The following is an 18091-nucleotide window of genomic DNA, read 5'->3' as shown; positions in this document are numbered from 1 at the left end:
TGCCATAAGTATAACACTATATGAAATCGTTGTCAATAGTTTTCTGTTATTTTTTTGTTCATTTTTTTTCTTTTTTGTATCTAACAACCGAATTTCAAACAATTGTTGAAAATATCAAACTAAAGTGAAGTAAAAAACATCCGACTATTTTAGCCAGATGTTGGAATCTTTAATTTTCGTTTTTAAGAATTTCTTCTAATTTATGATAATCTTGGACACTATCAATCTCATAGATGCTATTGCCTTCTAATTCTTCAACATAGACATCTAACTCTTTGATATTGTCCTTAACCATATTGTCCCAGTAGAGATCTACAAATTTACCACTTGCATAGGTCTTGTCGATAAAGCTGACAATTTTTTCTGCTGTTGGAGCATCCCAGAAGGATACACCACTAAGGATGCGACCTGCCTTGCTATCAACAATAATGTCTTGAACCTTGTAGTCATCTCCATAAACCAAGAACCATTCATTAGTACAATCTTCACGATAAACACTAAAATAAGTCGAACGTGTCAAATCATTACGGAACATATTTTTAAAGAGATAGTTATCGGCATCAATAACATAGCTGTTGGCCAATTCTTCTTTTACTAGATAAAGTGAGTAAAAGTTATTGTAATCAGCATATTTATCATTGAAAACGAGTCGAACTCCGTATTTCTCTTTTAAATAATCGAATTGTTCTTTAAGATAACCAACAATGATGATGATATCATGGATTCCTTTTTCTTTGAGAAACTCAATTTGGTATTCAATCAAGGGTTTTTGATTAACCTGCACCAAGGCTTTAGGGGTATTTTCAGTCATAGGGCGCAGACGAGTTCCTAATCCCGCTGCCAAAATAATCGCTTTCACATGAATCTCCTTTATTCTTTAATAATAATATAAACACCAGCCATAACAATAAGTGAAGTGATAATTGTCAGCATATCTAGCGGTGCACCTAAGAAAACAGCTGCAAATAGGACAGTCCAAACTACATAGCTCACATTCAAACCTGTTGCTTTCGCAGGTTGCAAACGATTAATAGCGATATAATAAGCTAAGTAGGAAATCATATCAAAGGCCGCAAAGACAATCAAGAGGCCGAATAATTGCCCATCTGCCACTTCTGCAAATGAATGGTGAGAAAAGAGTACAATCACAAGATAGGACAAGAATGAGGTTACTTGTCGGATTAGCAAGGCTTCAATTTCACTTAATTCACTTTCCATAGCATAGGAGCTGAGAACACTTTCGCTCCCCCATGCAATAGCACAAATCAAAGCACAGAGAATCCCAATATAGAAAGAATTAACCTGTTCAACCTTGTAGGTTTGAGCAATGATCGCTACAATAATCAAGAAAACACCAAATACTGTATTCTTTGAAACCTTGTGTTTCAAAATGAAGAAGGCGAGCAAAACTGAAATTACTGGGTAAATAGCCGATACAGATGAAGCTAAGGAACTTCCAATATACTTAACTGCATAAAGATTGGCCTGCATTCCGATAGGACCAGCTAGCAAGGCTCCAATGATAACACTGACATTACGAATATTTAAGAAAATCGAGAGGCGAACTTTTCCTTCTCTTACCAAAAGAAAAGCTAACAAGATAAAGATACTCAAGAAATCATGAGCGGCAGCCACCACAAAAGGCGAAAGATTTGTAAAAATTGAAAAGATGTAAGCACTAATCGTTAGACCTAATCCCCAGAAGATACCAGAGAGCAGACCAAAAGAAACACCATTTTTATTCTTCATCCTAACCCCCATAATAAGTCAGACCCTCGACAGCTCTTTGGTAACGATTGATACCATAATCTCCAAAATCTGCACCTTGTTCTTCCTTATAGACAGTCCATAGACTCCAAATGGTATCTTGCAAGATTTTATAGATACGAATCTTCTCTCGTGATACTGGCGTTTTGTTACTTTCATAGTAGGAAAGGAAATCATCTTCCTCTTGCTTTGTAAATTCAGATTCTAAGAAAAGAGCTGCCAAATCCCACATCGGGTCATTCATAGAAGAGTACTCCCAGTCAATCAAATAAAGTCGTCCTTGAGGTGATTCGATAAAGTTTTCTGGTACCAAATCGATATGACAGGACTTTCTATCAACACCCAAATCAGCCAATCTCTTTTCGAGTGAAAATACATCTTTTCTAACAGCTTCATAATTTTCATAAGGAATAGCTCCTTCAATCAAGGATTCATATTTGCTGATTTCCTCAAAGGGAGCAAACTCTCCTCTCAATTCCTTAGCAGACGTATGAATAGTTTGTAATATTGGAGCAATTTTGTCGAACTTGGTCTTGATTGACGTTGAATCAAGTGTAATCGCAGATTCGATATACTCATTTACTTTGATACCAGCATCAATATCAAAAAGATAATTTTTTACATCTAAGCCTAAATCCTTTAGTAGTTCAAGATTGTACTTTTCATCTTGACGATTGATCAGTTTTTCAGTCCCTTTACCAAAAAATTTAACAATGTATTGCTTATTTGTTGTTTTGACCAAATAGTTTTGGTTGGTCATGCCTCCCAGCTGTTCAACACTGAGGACTTCCTCTTCATCAGATAGCAACGAAGAAATTTTCTCTTTGATGAGTTTCTCCACAAATAACCTCCATCTTCTACACTTCCCACTTAAATACTGTTTTAAAAGCAGTATTAAGGTCTGTAGCAAAGACACGGTGAATGTCCTTGATTTCTCTCACTGGTTCTTCAACGTAAAGGATATTCTTCAGACGATTGGCAAATTTCTTGACTTCCATCATTTGGATAGCATTTTCAAAATCAATGCGACCAGAACGAGAGGAACCAATCAAGAGCAAGCCTTTTTCTAAGGTATCGCGTGTATTGATGTTAACTTTATACTCGCTAACTCCCATCATGAGAATCGTTCCCTGTGGGCGAATATAACGAATCAAGTCATTGATAGCTGGACCTGTACCATCACCACCACAACACTCAAATCCATGATCAAAGGTCAAATCTTCCGGAATATTATCCGTAATATAGCATTCTTTGGCAAATGAGAAAAGTTCCAACTTTTCCCAATGACGACCAATAACCACAATCTCTGCTTCTGGCAAAGTATAATTGATAATATTGGCAACCACAAATGCTAAACTTCCATCTCCGATAACAGCGATCCGCTCCCGCTTGCTATGAGCAAGGGTCAATAGACGATTCATGGCATGCATACCGACACTGACAAACTCTGTAATGGCTGCAACCGTATCTTCAATAGCATCATAAGCCACCACACGATCTTTAGGGAGAGAAACAAACTCTCTCATAAAGCCATCAAATCCACTAGACAAGAAATGGGTCCCTGTCATGTAGTTCTCGTAGAATTCCTTATCACTCTGCATAGGCGGTTGATTTGGAATCATAACAACTTTTTGACCAACTTCGTAGGTTCCGGTCGGGTCAGAAATAACGGTTCCACATGACTCGTGAATCATGGCCATAGGAAGCTTTTTAGCCAATATCTTTGGATCGCGTTTTCCTTGATAGTAACGCTGATCCGCATGACAAACCGCCATATAATTCGGACGAATAAGGATATGATTCTCCTGATCAATGTCCTCTTCTTGGTATTTTACATTGATAAACTTTGGTTTTGTCAGTTGATAAATTTGATTAATCATAGCCTTAGTCTTTCTCAATCATGCTTTTTGCAATTTTCAAATCTGTTACAGTTGTGATTTTAAGGTTTGAATATTCCCCTTTGGCTAGGGCCACATCTTTTCCTTTGATCACAAAGATTTTACATGCGTCTGTCAAGATTTCTTTCTCTTCAGCAGAAAGAGAGCCATAAAGGTCCATGAAGTCCTTGCAACGGAAAGTCTGAGGTGTTTGACCTTGATAAAGATGAGCACGATTTGGAATATCCGTGATAAATTGGCCATTAGTGCTTTCAACAATGGTGTCAACCGCTTCTACTACTGTATCAACTGCATCATGATTTTGCGCCAGTTTGATATTGTCCTGGATCATGCGAAGTGTAATAAAAGGACGAACAGAGTCATGGGTAATCACGATATCTTCTGGAGTGATTGGACGATATGCATTAATGGCTTCTATAATTTTCTCAATACTGTTATTGCGATCAGCCCCACCCTTGGTAATGATGATGCGATCCTTGTGGAGAGAAAGATACTTGTCAACTAGATCCTCAGCATGAGAGGCCCAATCTCCATGAACTCCAACTACAATTTTTTCAATACTTGGTTCTAAGACAAATTTTTCGATTGTGTGGATCAAAATAGGACAATCACCCAACTCCAAGAATTGTTTTGGTAAATTACTGATTCCCATGCGTGTGCCAGTTCCTCCGGCTAGGATTCCTGCATAGATCATATATTTTCTCCTTTGTTTATTCTAAAAAACTCATCACTGTCTATTATATCACAATATATGCCTATCATGAAGAAAAGATAAAGAGCCACCATGTGAATCGGCTCATTATTTAGGATGAAAAATGAACAATATTCAACAAAATCTGAAAAATCATAACAAATTAAGAAATAAATTTAGATTATTCTCTATCCCCCTCACTCAACGTTCGGTTAATATAGAGTTCTTTAGAATATAATAGAACCCTTAAAGAAAACTTAAACATATTTTTAGAAATACAAGAAAAAGCTAAGAAAATTATAGCATCCATTTTTGTAAATTTAAGAAAGCAATCTCTACGATGTTTTAAACTATTGTTAGACTTTTGCCCCTAAAATTGGTAAAATAAAAAGAAAATAATAGAAAAAGGAAACTATAAACCGCTATGATGAACATGCAAAACATGATGCGCCAAGCACAAAAACTTCAAAAACAAATGGAGCAAAGCCAAGCAGAACTCGCTGCCATGGAATTTGTTGGAAAATCAGCTCAGAACCTTGTCCAAGCAACCCTAACTGGTGATAAGAAAGTGGTCGGCATTGACTTTAACCCCGCAGTTGTAGATCCAGAAGATCTCGAAACCCTTTCTGACATGACTGTGCAAGCGGTTAACGCTGCACTTGAACAAATTGACGAAACAACTAAGAAGAAACTCGGTGCTTTCGCAGGAAAATTGCCTTTCTAATCCACAAAAAAAGAGAAACATCTGTTTCTCTTTTTTTCTTAGAAATCAAAGAATTCCATTGCTTTCTTTAAGAGTAATTCCGTGTATTCCGGATCGTCTTGAGCCATTGTGACTTGTGACTGGACCATTTCAAGATCATCCGTTATCATGCCATCTGCTCCAAGTCTGACTGCCTTATCAAAAGACTCAGAACTATTCACAGTCCAAACATATAGTCTCTGATCTGTTGTCCAAAGTTTATTGACAAAGTATTCATCCAAAGTTGAATATTCCATGGTATAACCAGTCGCCTTGGTTCTTGGAAACACACTATTATATGGTAGGATGAAGTACACTGGAATTTCAGAATCATAAGCCAAGACCTTATCAATCACATGATAGTCTAGTGACTGCATCTGGTGGCCATATTTCTTGATTGTCGTTCCATACTTTTCAAGGAAACGGTCCATCATTTGCAGACTATCTTTTTTACTGGTTTTAATCTCAATCAGCAATTTTTGGTTTAATGCATTTGCGCGTTCTAAATAATCATCAAAACTTGAAATCTTTGTTTGATAACCATTCTCGTAAATATCTGTATTGGTTAATTCATCCAGAGTTAAGTCTTGCGGTGTAGCATTAATTCTTGCTAGCGATTTGAGGTTAGCGTCGTGCATCATCACGAACTGACCGTCTTTCGTTTCCTGCACATCCATCTCGATGAGGTCTGGTTTTAGTTGGGCTGTCTTTTCTAAAGACTGTACCGTATTTTGAACACCATTTTTGTTACTTACTCCTCTGTGTGAAATCACTAAAGGTGTATTGGTATCCGGAGACTCCAGATAGATGTAACCTTCTAAAGCAAAGAAGATACTTGCACACCCCATGACTCCCCACCTCATCAAATGGTCTTTCTTTCGCCTTGGCATGATCTCCAACTCTCCTCCTGTCAGGAGGGAAACAAACTTCACTAGGAAATAAGTCAGAGTCATGTAATGGAGGTTTTTAATCAAGATAAAATTAATCACACCAAGAATCAAGGATTCTTTTTGAGTAAAATTATCCATTACCGCCTGAGCAAAGAGCAAGGGAATTAACAAGACAAAAAAGAAGAGATAGGTTTTAATGATAATGAGTAGGAGATGCCAAGAGAAGAAAAGGACATTTTTCTTCGTCTTTTGGAGACTATATTTCACACTTTCTCTTACTGTCTTTCTTTCAAAGAAAATCTTAGGAAGGGCAAACATGAAGCGAACAGAAATGTAGAGAAAGATCCAAGCGGATGCTATGATCAAGAGTCCTACCAGCCAGTTCTTATCTTCTAGGTATGTAACGATAAAATCGGGGATAATAATCTTATTGAGATAGTAGATTTTTAAAATTTTCCTAATAAAAGGAAAAAGTAGAGCTACATAAAAGAAGACAAAGGCCATCTTACAAAAGCTCAATCGTTTGACAAATAGAAAGCTCTGGTGAAAGACTTTTCGACTATATTCAATCAGGGTTCTCTTTTCATGGTAGAGAAGGTGACGCGCCCCGATGAACAAAAGACAGATTTGAAAATAAGCCACTAAAAGATTGATTGCTATTAAAACGAGAAAAGCTAAACTGATAAAAGGCGAGCCTTGTATAATCGCCCAAAAGTTATTATAGGAGATAAACAAGTAACCTGTTTGTCTCAAAAGGATACCAGCAATCCATGAATTTAATGGTAGCCAAACAAACTCTACCATCATGAAAATCAAGAAAAATAGAAATAGTATTTTATCTAAGTTATAGTAAATCTTCCTAAAACCTAGCTTTTTAGGTTTTTCAGGTTTCATAGGCACTCCTAGTCTAAAAATTGGGATAAGTCTAAGCTACCAAAGGGATTCATGGAAAGCTTGCTCTGTTCTTCTAATAATAGCTTTCCTTCATCCGATTCCAAAAAAGCTTCGTAAACACGCGCTGTCATGCGGGCATCTTCTAAACTATTATGTGATTTCCCATGAAAGCCTAAAAAGCTTGCAACAGTTTGTAATTTAAGATTAGCTATCCCGTGTAGGTCAGAACTACGGCGTTCAAAAGCCTCCTCATGTAAATCAACCTTATACTGGTCACGATAATCGATACCGTGCTCCAAGAGAATAGGCAGATCACTCTTGGCCGCATTGTAACCAACCATAGGTAAATTACCAGCAAAGGTCTGAAAATCTCTTAAAACTTGTTCCACCATTGGCGCATCTTTCAAGGTTTCAGCTGTGATTCCAGTCAAACCATTGATAAAACTCTTTAAAGGTGCTGTAGTATGAACATAAGAATCAAAGGCACCTATTTCTTGACCATTTTGAAAGCGAACTGCTGATACTTGAATTAAATGGGTAACCCCTTCGTATTGATTGAACTCCAAATCAAAGGCAATATAATCTCTTAATTTTTCCATTTTTTCCCTCAGTTCCGACTCGATTTAAACCATAAATAATAAAAGAAGCTATCAGGTTAGTGAATAACCCAAACAGCTTCTTTATTTTCCTCCAAATAAGCGAGCAAAAAAGCCTTTTTTGGTAGCTTGAACTTCTTCTTTTGCTTGGTCCAACTCTAGTTTCAAACTTTCTTGATCCTTCATGGCTTGAAGAGTTAATTGTTGCTGTTGGTCCAATTGTTTATCCTTTTCAGCAATCTGTCGATCTTTAACACGCATCTGTTCATCTTTTTCTGCTAACTGCTGGTCTTTAGCCTTAAGTTGCTCGTACAATCGAAGAATTTCAGCATTCTTCTCGTCGACCAAGATTTCCATCAGTTCACGTTGTTTGACATCATCACTGACTGGTTCATCTTCAAAAATCGTTTTTTTGTAGATTTCTTCTAGCTTAATCAAGCCACTTCGAGTAACTACAGTTACACCTTTGTCATTTTTTTTCGTGTCCTCTTCTGGAAGTTCTTTGACACGATTGTTGATTGCTTGACGAGAGAGTCCTAGGACCTCTGCAATCTCACTGACGGTCATTTCAATACTCATAATATCCTCTGAAACGTTTTCTAGCTTTTCTTTACTTAAATCTTATCATAAGCTAGATAAACTGTCAAATTTCCGCTTAATCCATAGCCTTTAAAAAGGCCAGTAAAACTTGGGCAGAACGACATCCAGCTTCAATGATAAACTCATCAAAAGAGATAGAAGCTTCGTAATTGGCATTGTCGCTCATGGCACGAATGACTAAGAAAGGTAGGCCAAGAGCCTGAGCTGCCTGTGCAATCGCTGCCCCTTCCATTTCAACTGCTAAAACATCTGGAAAGTGAGATTTGATACTAGCAATCCTATCATCACCAGCTATAAAACTGTCCCCTGTAGCAATCAAGCCTAGGTGCCAGGTCTGTTCTAACTGAGATAAGTTTTCTTTAATCCTAGCGATAAACTTCTGATCTGATTCAAAGTAAAGAGGTTGACTGGGCATCTGACCATAAGCATATCCAAAAGCAGTTACATCCACATCATGGTAAGCCAATTTATCCGCAATCACTACATCTCCAACGGCAATCCCTTCTGCAACTGCACCTGCTGATCCTGTATTGATAACGGCATTCACTTGGAAATGGTCAGCTAGAACTGCTACACTCATAGCCGACATGACCTTCCCAATCCCACTCTGGACCAGAACAACTTCTGTCTCGCCCACAGTGCCAGTATAGTAAGTATTTCCGAGGACTTGGACTTCTTGTGCTTTATCTAAATTCTGAGTCAAGTGTAGGAGTTCCTCTGGCATTGCTGCAATGATTCCAATTTTCATTTTATTTCCTTTTCTATTACAAAAGTTTCATCGCCAACACAAGTAAAATCAAGAGTAGGATGACTGTAAATAAGATTCTGTTTAGTTTCGAGTTAAAAACATTTCTCTTAGTATTCTCAATGCGACGGCTTTTATGAATAGACGGTTCAACCTGAATCTTCAAGGTTTCTTGGCTAAAGCCATGTCCCTTAGGATTGGCATAACCAAAACAGGCAGAAGAGGTTGGTAAAATCTTAGTCTCCTCATCATCTAGCAAAGGGGGACCTGAAATTTTTTCGCCTCTATTAGCTCTTTCAATCATTTCATCCGTTAATAAAGGTTTACCCATACTGACCTCCTCTATCTTTTCTGCAATTCCCAATACTGAACAGCCATAATTGTCTTGGCATCACAGATATGACCCGATTGGATCAATTCCTTGGCTTCTTCTAAGCTCACTTCAAGGACTTCTAAGGTTTCATCCTCATCCTGCGGACGCGGATTTTCCACTTTTGTCAAATCGCTGGCTAGGTATAGTTTTAACTTCTCATTACAGAAGCCAATGGCTGAGTAAAAGTCATACAAGAGTTCTAACTTACCTGTATAGGCAACCTCCTCCTCCAATTCACGAAGGGCCGCCGACATGGGATCTGCATTTTCACCAAGTTCCAGTTTACCAGCAGGAATTTCATAAGAGATAGCTTCAATAGCTTTTCGGTATTGCTTAACAAGGACGATTTTATCCTCAGCTGTCACAGCTAGAACGCATACGCCTCCATTGTGAAAAATCAGATCACGTTGGGCAGTTCCCTTCCCTTCTGGTAGTTCCACCTGATCTTGCACTAGCTTAAAAATAGGACCTTGGTAGATTTCCTTCCGGCTAATCGTTTTTTCTTCAAATTCCATGATAGACTCCTACTGATTCTTAGGATGATGAGGCAAACATAGTGCATATTCATCTTTATTAACTTGACGTCCACGTCCAATAGCAACAGCGTCAGCTGGAACATCTTTTGTAATCGTTGAACCAGCTCCAACTAGTGAATTATCACCAAGTTCCACTGGAGCAATGATGGTTGAGTTTGATCCAACAAAGACATTATTACCAATGACAGTCTTGTGCTTATTCTTCCCGTCGTAGTTAACTGTAATCGTACCTGCACCAAAGTTAACATGGCTACCCACTTCACAGTTTCCGATATAGGTCAAATGACCTGCCTTGGTATTTTCACCGATTGAAGATCCTTTTACTTCAACAAAGTTTCCAATGTGAACTTGGGAAGCTAGACTTGAGCCTGGACGAATATGAGCATACGGACCGACTGTCACACCATCTGCAACTGTACTTTCCTCAATCATGGAATTCGTAATCACAGCTCCAGCTCCGATAGCGCTATCCACGATATAAGTTCCATTTGTCAAGACAGTTTCCGCCCCAATCTTCGTTTGACCTTTCAAGGTAACGTTGGCTTCGATTTGGACTTCCGGAGCAATCTCAACATCAACATCGATGTAAGTTGCTTCTGGATTGACAAAGCTGACACCATTAACCATATGCTTTTGGTTGATACAGCGGCGCATCACTGCTTCCGCAGTGGCAAGAGCCACACGGTCGTTTACTCCAAGACTTTCATCAAAATCCTTGAGAGTATAGGCGCCAACCTTCTCACCCGCATTACGGAAAATACCAATCACATCAGTAATATAGTATTCACCTTGGGCATTGTTGGTGTTGATGTTTTTAAGGGCTTCAAAAAGACGTTCATTGTCAAATACATATGTTCCTGTATTGATTTCCTTAATTTGCTTTTCAAAGTCTGTGGCATCTTTCTGCTCCACAATGCGAAGAACTTCAGCGTTATCGTTACGGACGATACGACCATACCCAAAAGGATCAGCTGCTTCAGCTGTTAAAATCGTCGCCACATTTTTATGATTAATATGGAAATCCAAGAGATTTTTCAAGCTCTCACCTGTAATTAAAGGAGTATCTCCAGCGATAACCAAGGTGTGCCCAGAGCGATTTTGGAGAATGGGTTCTGCCATCATAACGGCATGCCCTGTGCCCAGCTGTTCCGATTGAGTGACAAAGTCTGTCTGTCCAGCCAAGACTTGCTCAACTAGCTCCGCCTTGTGACCAACTACAGTAACTGTTTTTTCAGGTTGAATAGCACCAACACTACGAAAAACGTGTTCCAACATCGAAATTCCTGCTACCTTATGAAGTACCTTTGGAAGATCTGATTTCATGCGAGTACCTTTACCCGCTGCTAAGATAATGGCATAACTTGACATACTATTCTCTTTTCTGTAAAAATTCTCTTATATTATACCATAATTTACTTCCTTAGGAGTATACAAACAGAGAAATAGGGGAAAACATGCTAGTTCATTCATCTTTTCAACATTTTCTTTGATTTTTTTATCTATTTACGTTAAACTAATTAGATATGAGAAAAGAGATTCATCCAGCTATTATTTTTAGTCTATTCACCATTTTTATAGCTATTTTAATCTTTAATAAACCATCTTATGAAGACCATTCGGTCAAGTCAAAAAGCAACACTGTCCAAGTTGAAAACCAAGCCTTGCATAATCTTGATAAACCCATTATTGACATTTCTGGTTGGCAAAGACCGGAGGAGATAAACTACGATATTTTATCTCAAAATATTTCTGGAGCTATTGTTCGCGTACACAGTGGTGCTCAACACACGGAAGCAAATGATGCAGCCTTTATCAACGGGGTCGATAAATCCTATAAAAATCACATTTCAGAATTTCAAAAGCGCAATGTCCCCGTAGCCGTTTATGCTTATCTAACTGGTACGAACAAAGAAGAAATGGAAAAAGCGGCTGAAGTTTTCTACAATTCTGCTTCTCCATATAATCCTAGTTATTACTGGCTTGACGTTGAGGAAAAAACAATGGCAGATATGAATGACGGAGTCGAAGCTTTTCGAGCTAAACTTGAATCACTGGGCGCTAAAAATATCGGGATTTACATTGGTGTCTATTTCATGCAAGAACATAGCATCAATACGGGAAATTTCTCCGCTGTTTGGCTTCCTTCTTATGGGACAGACTCAGGCTACTTTGAGGCTACACCCAATACTGATTTAGACTATGACCTTCATCAGTATACTTCCAAAGGAAAAATTGCAGGATTTGAACATCACCTAGACATCAATCTCATTTCTACTGGTAAGGAAAAAGAAGAAACCTTCAGAAAGCTATTTTTAAGACCATAAAGCAAGTGAAAATCGCAACTTTTTCACTTGCTTTTTCATTTTTTTGCCGTCTGTGTTATAATTGATAAGATAGAGAAAGAAATTTATGAAATTGAGGAGTCTAATATGTTTTCATGGATTGCAAGAGTTATTAAAGGAATCATCATCGCCTTAGGCTTTATCCTACCTGGAATTTCTGGTGGTGTTCTGGCAGCGATTTTGGGGATCTACGAGCGAATGATTGGCTTTCTTGCTCATCCCTTTAAGGATTTTAAAGAGAGTGTCCTATACTTTATCCCAGTAGCTATTGGGATGTTGCTAGGTATTGGTTTGTTTTCTTATCCAATCGAGTATTTGCTAGAAAATTACCAAGCCTATGTTTTGTGGAGCTTTGCGGGAGCTATCATCGGTACAGTTCCTAGTCTCCTTAAAGAATCTACTCGAGAATCTAATCGTGACAAGATTGACCTAGTCTTGTTCTGGACCACCTTTATCCTTTCAGGACTAGGGCTCTACGCGCTAAACTTTGTTGTTGGTTCTCTCAGCGCCAGTTTCTCTAGTTTCATCTTGGCAGGTGTTCTTTTAGCTCTTGGTGTCTTGGTGCCTGGTTTAAGTCCATCAAATCTACTCTTGATTTTAGGACTGTACGCTCCAATGCTAACTGGCTTTAAGACCTTTGATTTATTTAGTACCTTCCTTCCTATCGGGATTGGTGCAGGAGCAACTCTTATTATCTTTTCAAAATTAATGGACCATGCCTTGAACAACTACCACTCCCGTGTTTATCACTTTATTATTGGGATTGTGCTATCAAGCACCCTCTTGATTTTGATTCCAAATGCTGGAAGCGCTGAAAGTATCCAATACACTGGACTTTCCATCGTGAGCTATGTTCTCATCGCCTTCTTCTTTGCACTTGGCATTTGGCTTGGTATCTGGATGAGTCAATTGGAGGATAAGTATAAATAATGGCAAAAAAAGTAAAGATTAAAAAAACTCTTGTCGAGCAAATCTTAACCAAAGCAGGAATTGAGCACACAGGGATTCAAATCAATGCGCTTGAGGGAGAACTTCCTTCGGAATATGATCGAACACATATCTTTAAAACCTTGGCTCTGCTGGGGGACAAGACAGGCCCAATCATCGGAATCGTCCCCATAACAGAACACCTCGCTGAAAAAAAATTAGCAAAGGTTTCTGGTAATAAAAAAGTGAGTATGATTCCACAAAAAGACCTAGAAAAAACGACAGGCTATATTCATGGGGCAAATAACCCCGTCGGCATTCGCCAAAAACACAACTATCCTATTTTTATTGATAAAACAGCTTTAGATTTGGACAAGATGATCGTCTCTGCTGGGGAAGTCGGGCATAGTATTATCATTGCTCCACAAGACTTAGCTAGCTTTGTGAAAGCAGATTTTGCAGATATCTTGGAGGAAAACAACTGATGAAACTCTATTTTGTGCGTCACGGCCGAACTATCTGGAATCTTGAAGGACGTTTCCAAGGTGCTGGAGGGGACTCACCTCTTCTTCCAGGGTCCATTGACATCCTAAAACAACTGGGTCGACATCTCAAGGAAATTCCTTTTGATACGATTTATTCTAGTGATTTACCCAGAGCGGTTAAGTCTGCTGAAATTATCCAAAGTCAACTCCAGATACAATGTCCTTTAAAGGCTATTCCTGACCTGCGTGAATGGCATCTCGGAAAACTAGAGGGATTAAAAATTGCAACATTAGAGGCCATTTATCCACAACAAATCAAAGCTTTTCGTACAAACTTAGCTAAGTTCGATACAAGAATGTTTGAAGCGGAATCCCTCTACAGTACAACTCAACGTACCATTCAATTTATCAAATCTCTGAAGGGGAGTCAGGCTGAGAGAGTTCTAATTGTTGGTCATGGTGCAAATCTCACTGCTAGTCTTCGTACCCTTCTAGGTTATAAAGAACCCCTTCTTCGAAAAGATGGAGGTTTAGCAAATGCTAGTCTAACAATTTTAGAAACTGAGAATTTTGAAACCTTCACTCTTGAAAATTGGAATGACACTTCCTATCAGGGAAAATAATGGAACTCGATCTTAATGGTCAAGTTCTTTTTAGTTTTCAAAGAATATCCGTGAATTTCTTGACTATTTATGATAAAATGGGAGTATCGCAAAAAAGACTCATCGTATCAAATTTTGAGTAAAACTAGGAGGATCCCATGTCTACAGAACATATGGAAGAACTAAATGACCAGCAGATCGTTCGCCGTGAAAAAATGGCTGCACTCCGTGAACAAGGAATTGATCCTTTCGGTAAACGTTTTGAACGTACTGCTAACTCTCAAGAACTAAAAGACAAATTTGCAGAACTCGATAAAGAACAATTACATGAATTAAACGAAACTGCTACTATCGCAGGACGTTTGGTAACCAAACGTGGTAAAGGTAAAGTTGGATTTGCCCACCTTCAAGACCGTGAAGGCCAGATTCAGATTTACGTCCGTAAAGATGCTGTCGGTGAAGAAAACTACGAAATCTTCAAAAAAGCAGACCTTGGTGATTTCCTTGGTGTCGAAGGGGAAGTGATGCGTACTGATATGGGAGAACTCTCTATCAAGGCCACTCACATTACACACTTGTCTAAGGCACTTCGACCACTTCCAGAGAAATTCCATGGTTTGACTGACGTTGAAACTATCTACCGCAAACGTTACCTTGATTTAATTTCAAATCGCGAAAGTTTTGAACGCTTTGTCACTCGTTCAAAAATTATCTCTGAAATTCGTCGTTATCTAGATCAAAAAGGTTTCCTTGAAGTTGAAACACCTGTTCTTCATAATGAAGCCGGTGGTGCTGCTGCCAAACCATTTATTACACACCACAATGCTCAAAATATTGATATGGTGCTTCGGATAGCTCTAGAACTTCATCTCAAACGTCTAATTGTCGGTGGTATGGAACGCGTCTATGAGATTGGCCGTATCTTCCGTAACGAAGGAATGGATGCAACTCATAATCCTGAATTTACTATGATTGAGGTTTACCAAGCCTATGCTGACTTCCAAGATATCATGGACTTGACGGAAGGTATTGTCCAACACGCTGCTAAGGCAGTTAAGGGGGATGGTCCAGTTAATTATCAAGGAACTGAAATCAAAATCAACGAAGCATTTAAACGTGTTCACATGGTGGATGCTATCAAGGAAATTACTGGCGTGGATTTCTGGCAAGACATGACTTTCGAAGAAGCTAAAGCTATCGCTGCTGAGAAGAAAGTTCCAGTTGAGAAACACTATACTGAAGTTGGTCACATCATCAACGCTTTCTTTGAAGAATTTGTCGAAGAAACCTTGATCCAACCAACCTTTGTCTATGGTCATCCAGTAGCTGTATCCCCACTTGCTAAGAAAAATCCTGAAGACGAACGCTTTACTGACCGTTTTGAACTCTTCATCATGACTAAGGAGTATGGTAATGCCTTTACTGAGTTGAACGATCCAATCGACCAACTTAGCCGTTTTGAAGCCCAAGCGAAAGCCAAAGAACTTGGAGACGATGAAGCAACAGGTATCGACTACGATTACATCGAAGCTCTTGAATATGGTATGCCACCAACAGGTGGTTTGGGAATCGGTATCGACCGTCTCTGCATGCTCCTCACTGATACAACCACTATCCGTGACGTATTGCTCTTCCCAACAATGAAATAAACTCTCATCCTCTGGCTCATGCCAGGGGATTTTGTGATCTTGAATAAAAGTAAATTTCCTACATTTAAAGTTATGCTAAGGTTTTACTAAAATGCTAAAAAGTGCTATAATGTGAACGGTTAAAACAATTTACAAAAAGGAGAATTTTAATGTCTTACCAAGAAAATTACCAGAAATGGATTGATTTTGCGGAGCTTCCTGACTACCTTCGTCAAGATTTAGAAAACATGAACGAAAAAATAAAAGAAGATGCCTTCTATACAAATCTTGAATTTGGTACTGCAGGTATGCGTGGCTTGATTGGTGCTGGTACAAATCGCATCAACATCTACGTTGTTCGTCAAGCTACTGAAGGATTGGCTCGTTTGATTGAATCTAAAGGTGGAAATGAAAAAGAACGTGGTGTCGCAATTGCCTACGATAGCCGTCACTTCTCACCTGAGTTTGCATTTGAATCTGCAGCAGTTCTTGCTAAACATGGTATCAAATCTTATGTATTTGAAAGCCTTCGTCCAACTCCAGAACTCTCATTTGCAGTTCGTCATCTCAACTGTTTCGCAGGTATCATGGTCACAGCCAGCCACAACCCTGCTCCATTTAACGGTTACAAGGTTTACGGTGAAGACGGTGGACAAATGCCTCCACACGACGCGGACGCTTTGACAACTTATATCCGTGCAATCGAAAACCCATTTGCTGTTGAAGTTGCTGATGTGGAAGCTGAAAAAGCTTCTGGCTTGATTGAAGTTATCGGAGAAGCTGTCGATGTAGAATACCTCAAAGAAGTCAAAGATGTGAACATCAACCCAGCCTTGATTGAAGAATTTGGTAAAGACATGAAGATTGTCTACACACCACTTCATGGTACTGGTGAAATGTTAGCTCGTCGTGCTCTTGCCCAAGCAGGATTTGACTCTGTTCAAGTCGTTGAAGCGCAAGCAACTGCTGACCCAGACTTCTCCACTGTAACATCTCCAAACCCAGAAAGCCAAGCAGCCTTTGCCCTTGCTGAAGAACTTGGTCGTCAAGTTGGTGCAGATGTTCTTGTCGCAACTGACCCAGACGCTGACCGTGTTGGTGTTGAAGTTCTTCAAAAAGATGGTAGCTACCTCAACCTTTCAGGTAACCAAATCGGTGCTATCATGGCTAAATACATCTTGGAAGCCCACAAAAACGCTGGAACTCTTCCAGAAAACGCAGCTCTTTGCAAATCTATCGTTTCAACTGACTTGGTAACGAAGATTGCTGAAAGCTACGGCGCAACCATGTTCAACGTCTTGACTGGTTTCAAATTCATCGCTGAGAAAATCCAAGAATTCGAAGAAAAACACAATCACACATACATGATGGGATTTGAAGAAAGCTTCGGTTACTTGATTAAACCATTCGTACGTGATAAAGACGCTATCCAAGCTGTTCTTGTCGTTGCTGAACTTGCTGCCTACTACCGTTCACGTGGTTTGACACTTGCAGACGGTATCGAAGAAATCTACAAAGAGTACGGCTACTACGCAGAAAAAACTATCTCTGTTACCCTTTCAGGTGTCGATGGTGCTGAACAAATCAAAGCAATTATGGCCAAATTCCGCAACAATGCTCCAAAAGAATGGAATGCAACAGCTATCACTATCGTAGAAGACTTCAAAGCTCAAACAGCTACTGCTGCTGATGGAACTGTTACAAACTTGACAACTCCTCCAAGTGATGTGTTGAAATATACACTTGCTGACGGTTCATGGATTGCCGTTCGCCCTTCAGGTACCGAACCAAAAATCAAGTTCTACATTGCAGTTGTAGGGGAAACCAACGACGAATCACAAGCTAAGATTGCTAACATCGAAGCAGAAATCAATGCTTTTGTAAAATAAAATCCTATAAAAGATGAGACAAACCAATCTCATCTTTTTTTTGTATCAAATCTAAGCAATTTTAGGAACTTTATGGCATACTAGACATATCAATGAAAGCGAGGTAATCTCATGGAACAATTTTTAGATAATATCAAAGACCTTGAAGTCACTACAGTTGCGCGTGCGCAAGAAGCTCTTGACAAAAAAGAAACTGCAACCTTCTTTATCGGTCGCAAAACTTGCCCTTACTGCCGTAAATTTACAGGTACATTGGCTGGTGTCGTAGCTGAAACTAAAGCTCACATCTACTTCATCAATAGTGAAGAAGCAAGCCAACTTAATGAATTGCAAGCATTCCGCTCACGCTACGGAATCCCAACTGTACCAGGTTTTATTTATATCGCAGATGGCCAAATCAATGTCCGTTGCGACTCTTCAATGTCAGCACAAGAAATCAAAGAATTTGCAAGATTGTAAAAGATATAAAAAAGAAGGTCAATGCCT

20 protein-coding genes are annotated in these 18091 nt (G+C 39.1%); 8 read left to right on the top strand and 12 right to left on the bottom strand.

Features of this window, described 5'->3' with window-relative positions:
- Positions 1 to 169: 169 nt before the first annotated feature.
- Genes OVN21_RS05725 through OVN21_RS05705 form a run of 5 tightly spaced genes read right to left on the bottom strand, consistent with a single transcriptional unit; the run spans position 170 to position 4359 of the window.
- Positions 170 to 859, bottom strand: a complete 690-nt coding sequence (locus tag OVN21_RS05725; protein WP_267247650.1) for a sugar phosphate nucleotidyltransferase — start codon at positions 857 to 859, stop codon at positions 170 to 172.
- 11 nt (positions 860 to 870) lie between these two features.
- A complete protein-coding gene (locus OVN21_RS05720; RefSeq protein ID WP_267247649.1) occupies positions 871 to 1749 on the bottom strand; it encodes a DMT family transporter in 879 nt (292 codons plus the stop codon).
- A 1-nt stretch (position 1750) separates the two neighbouring features.
- Complete coding sequence (locus OVN21_RS05715; RefSeq protein ID WP_267247648.1) at positions 1751 to 2608, bottom strand: phosphotransferase family protein; 858 nt, start codon at positions 2606 to 2608, stop codon at positions 1751 to 1753.
- A 16-nt stretch (positions 2609 to 2624) separates the two neighbouring features.
- The gene (locus OVN21_RS05710) at positions 2625 to 3647 is read right to left on the bottom strand and encodes a ribitol-5-phosphate dehydrogenase (RefSeq protein WP_267247647.1); all 1023 of its coding nucleotides are present in this window, start codon (positions 3645 to 3647) and stop codon (positions 2625 to 2627) included.
- A 4-nt stretch (positions 3648 to 3651) separates the two neighbouring features.
- Positions 3652 to 4359: a 2-C-methyl-D-erythritol 4-phosphate cytidylyltransferase gene (locus OVN21_RS05705; RefSeq protein ID WP_267247646.1), complete on the bottom strand. Its 708-nt coding sequence runs from the start codon at positions 4357 to 4359 to the stop codon at positions 3652 to 3654.
- Positions 4360 to 4780: 421 nt separating this feature from the next.
- Between OVN21_RS05705 and OVN21_RS05700 the strand changes: the two genes are divergently transcribed.
- Positions 4781 to 5080 carry a YbaB/EbfC family nucleoid-associated protein gene (locus tag OVN21_RS05700; RefSeq protein WP_267247645.1) on the top strand — a complete coding sequence of 100 codons (300 nt, stop codon included), beginning with the start codon at positions 4781 to 4783 and terminating at the stop codon, positions 5078 to 5080.
- A 38-nt stretch (positions 5081 to 5118) separates the two neighbouring features.
- On the opposite strand, the gene OVN21_RS05695 is transcribed toward OVN21_RS05700, so the two are convergent.
- The 7 genes from OVN21_RS05695 to glmU form a co-directional block, all read right to left on the bottom strand.
- Positions 5119 to 6882, bottom strand: a complete 1764-nt coding sequence (locus OVN21_RS05695; RefSeq protein WP_267247644.1) for a glycerophosphodiester phosphodiesterase — start codon at positions 6880 to 6882, stop codon at positions 5119 to 5121.
- A gap of 8 nt (positions 6883 to 6890) precedes the next feature.
- Entirely contained in the window at positions 6891 to 7481 is a 591-nt protein-coding gene (locus tag OVN21_RS05690) for a 3'-5' exonuclease (protein ID WP_267247643.1), read from the bottom strand.
- Between the two features lie 81 nt (positions 7482 to 7562).
- Entirely contained in the window at positions 7563 to 8057 is a 495-nt protein-coding gene (rocS, locus tag OVN21_RS05685) for a chromosome segregation protein RocS (RefSeq protein WP_000021249.1), read from the bottom strand.
- A gap of 76 nt (positions 8058 to 8133) precedes the next feature.
- Positions 8134 to 8826, bottom strand: coding sequence for a 5'-methylthioadenosine/adenosylhomocysteine nucleosidase (locus OVN21_RS05680; protein ID WP_267247642.1), 693 nt, complete (start codon positions 8824 to 8826; stop codon positions 8134 to 8136).
- A 16-nt stretch (positions 8827 to 8842) separates the two neighbouring features.
- On the bottom strand, positions 8843 to 9154 hold the full coding sequence (gene macP, locus OVN21_RS05675) for a cell wall synthase accessory phosphoprotein MacP (RefSeq protein WP_267247641.1): 312 nt from the start codon (positions 9152 to 9154) through the stop codon (positions 8843 to 8845).
- An 11-nt stretch (positions 9155 to 9165) separates the two neighbouring features.
- Positions 9166 to 9711: an NUDIX hydrolase gene (locus OVN21_RS05670; protein ID WP_267247640.1), complete on the bottom strand. Its 546-nt coding sequence runs from the start codon at positions 9709 to 9711 to the stop codon at positions 9166 to 9168.
- Between the two features lie 9 nt (positions 9712 to 9720).
- Positions 9721 to 11100, bottom strand: a complete 1380-nt coding sequence (glmU, locus tag OVN21_RS05665; protein ID WP_267247638.1) for a bifunctional UDP-N-acetylglucosamine diphosphorylase/glucosamine-1-phosphate N-acetyltransferase GlmU — start codon at positions 11098 to 11100, stop codon at positions 9721 to 9723.
- Positions 11101 to 11255: 155 nt separating this feature from the next.
- On the opposite strand from glmU, the gene OVN21_RS05660 reads away from it, so the two are divergent.
- From OVN21_RS05660 to OVN21_RS05630, 7 genes are all read left to right on the top strand, one after another.
- Positions 11256 to 12056 carry a glycoside hydrolase family 25 protein gene (locus tag OVN21_RS05660; RefSeq protein WP_267247637.1) on the top strand — a complete coding sequence of 267 codons (801 nt, stop codon included), beginning with the start codon at positions 11256 to 11258 and terminating at the stop codon, positions 12054 to 12056.
- A gap of 105 nt (positions 12057 to 12161) precedes the next feature.
- Complete coding sequence (locus OVN21_RS05655; RefSeq protein WP_267247636.1) at positions 12162 to 13004, top strand: DUF368 domain-containing protein; 843 nt, start codon at positions 12162 to 12164, stop codon at positions 13002 to 13004.
- On the top strand, positions 13004 to 13486 hold the full coding sequence (locus OVN21_RS05650) for an aminoacyl-tRNA deacylase (RefSeq protein WP_001085914.1): 483 nt from the start codon (positions 13004 to 13006) through the stop codon (positions 13484 to 13486). Before OVN21_RS05655 ends, OVN21_RS05650 begins: the two co-directional genes overlap by 1 nt.
- The gene (locus OVN21_RS05645; RefSeq protein ID WP_267247635.1) at positions 13486 to 14109 is read left to right on the top strand and encodes a histidine phosphatase family protein; all 624 of its coding nucleotides are present in this window, start codon (positions 13486 to 13488) and stop codon (positions 14107 to 14109) included. Before OVN21_RS05650 ends, OVN21_RS05645 begins: the two co-directional genes overlap by 1 nt.
- A 137-nt stretch (positions 14110 to 14246) precedes the next feature.
- A complete protein-coding gene (gene lysS, locus OVN21_RS05640; protein ID WP_267247634.1) occupies positions 14247 to 15737 on the top strand; it encodes a lysine--tRNA ligase in 1491 nt (496 codons plus the stop codon).
- Positions 15738 to 15886: 149 nt separating this feature from the next.
- Positions 15887 to 17605 (top strand): phospho-sugar mutase, encoded by a 1719-nt coding sequence (locus OVN21_RS05635; RefSeq protein ID WP_267247633.1) that lies wholly within the window; start codon positions 15887 to 15889, stop codon positions 17603 to 17605.
- A 111-nt stretch (positions 17606 to 17716) separates the two neighbouring features.
- Positions 17717 to 18064, top strand: a complete 348-nt coding sequence (locus OVN21_RS05630; RefSeq protein ID WP_267247632.1) for a thioredoxin — start codon at positions 17717 to 17719, stop codon at positions 18062 to 18064.
- The last annotated feature ends 27 nt before the right edge of the window (positions 18065 to 18091 follow it).

Origin of the sequence: Streptococcus sp. Marseille-Q5986, from assembly GCF_946902915.1 — a bacterium.
Classification (GTDB): Bacteria; Bacillota; Bacilli; order Lactobacillales; family Streptococcaceae; genus Streptococcus.
The sequence above is the reverse complement of the archived record's forward strand: the minus strand, read 5'-3'. Positions and strand labels throughout refer to the sequence as shown.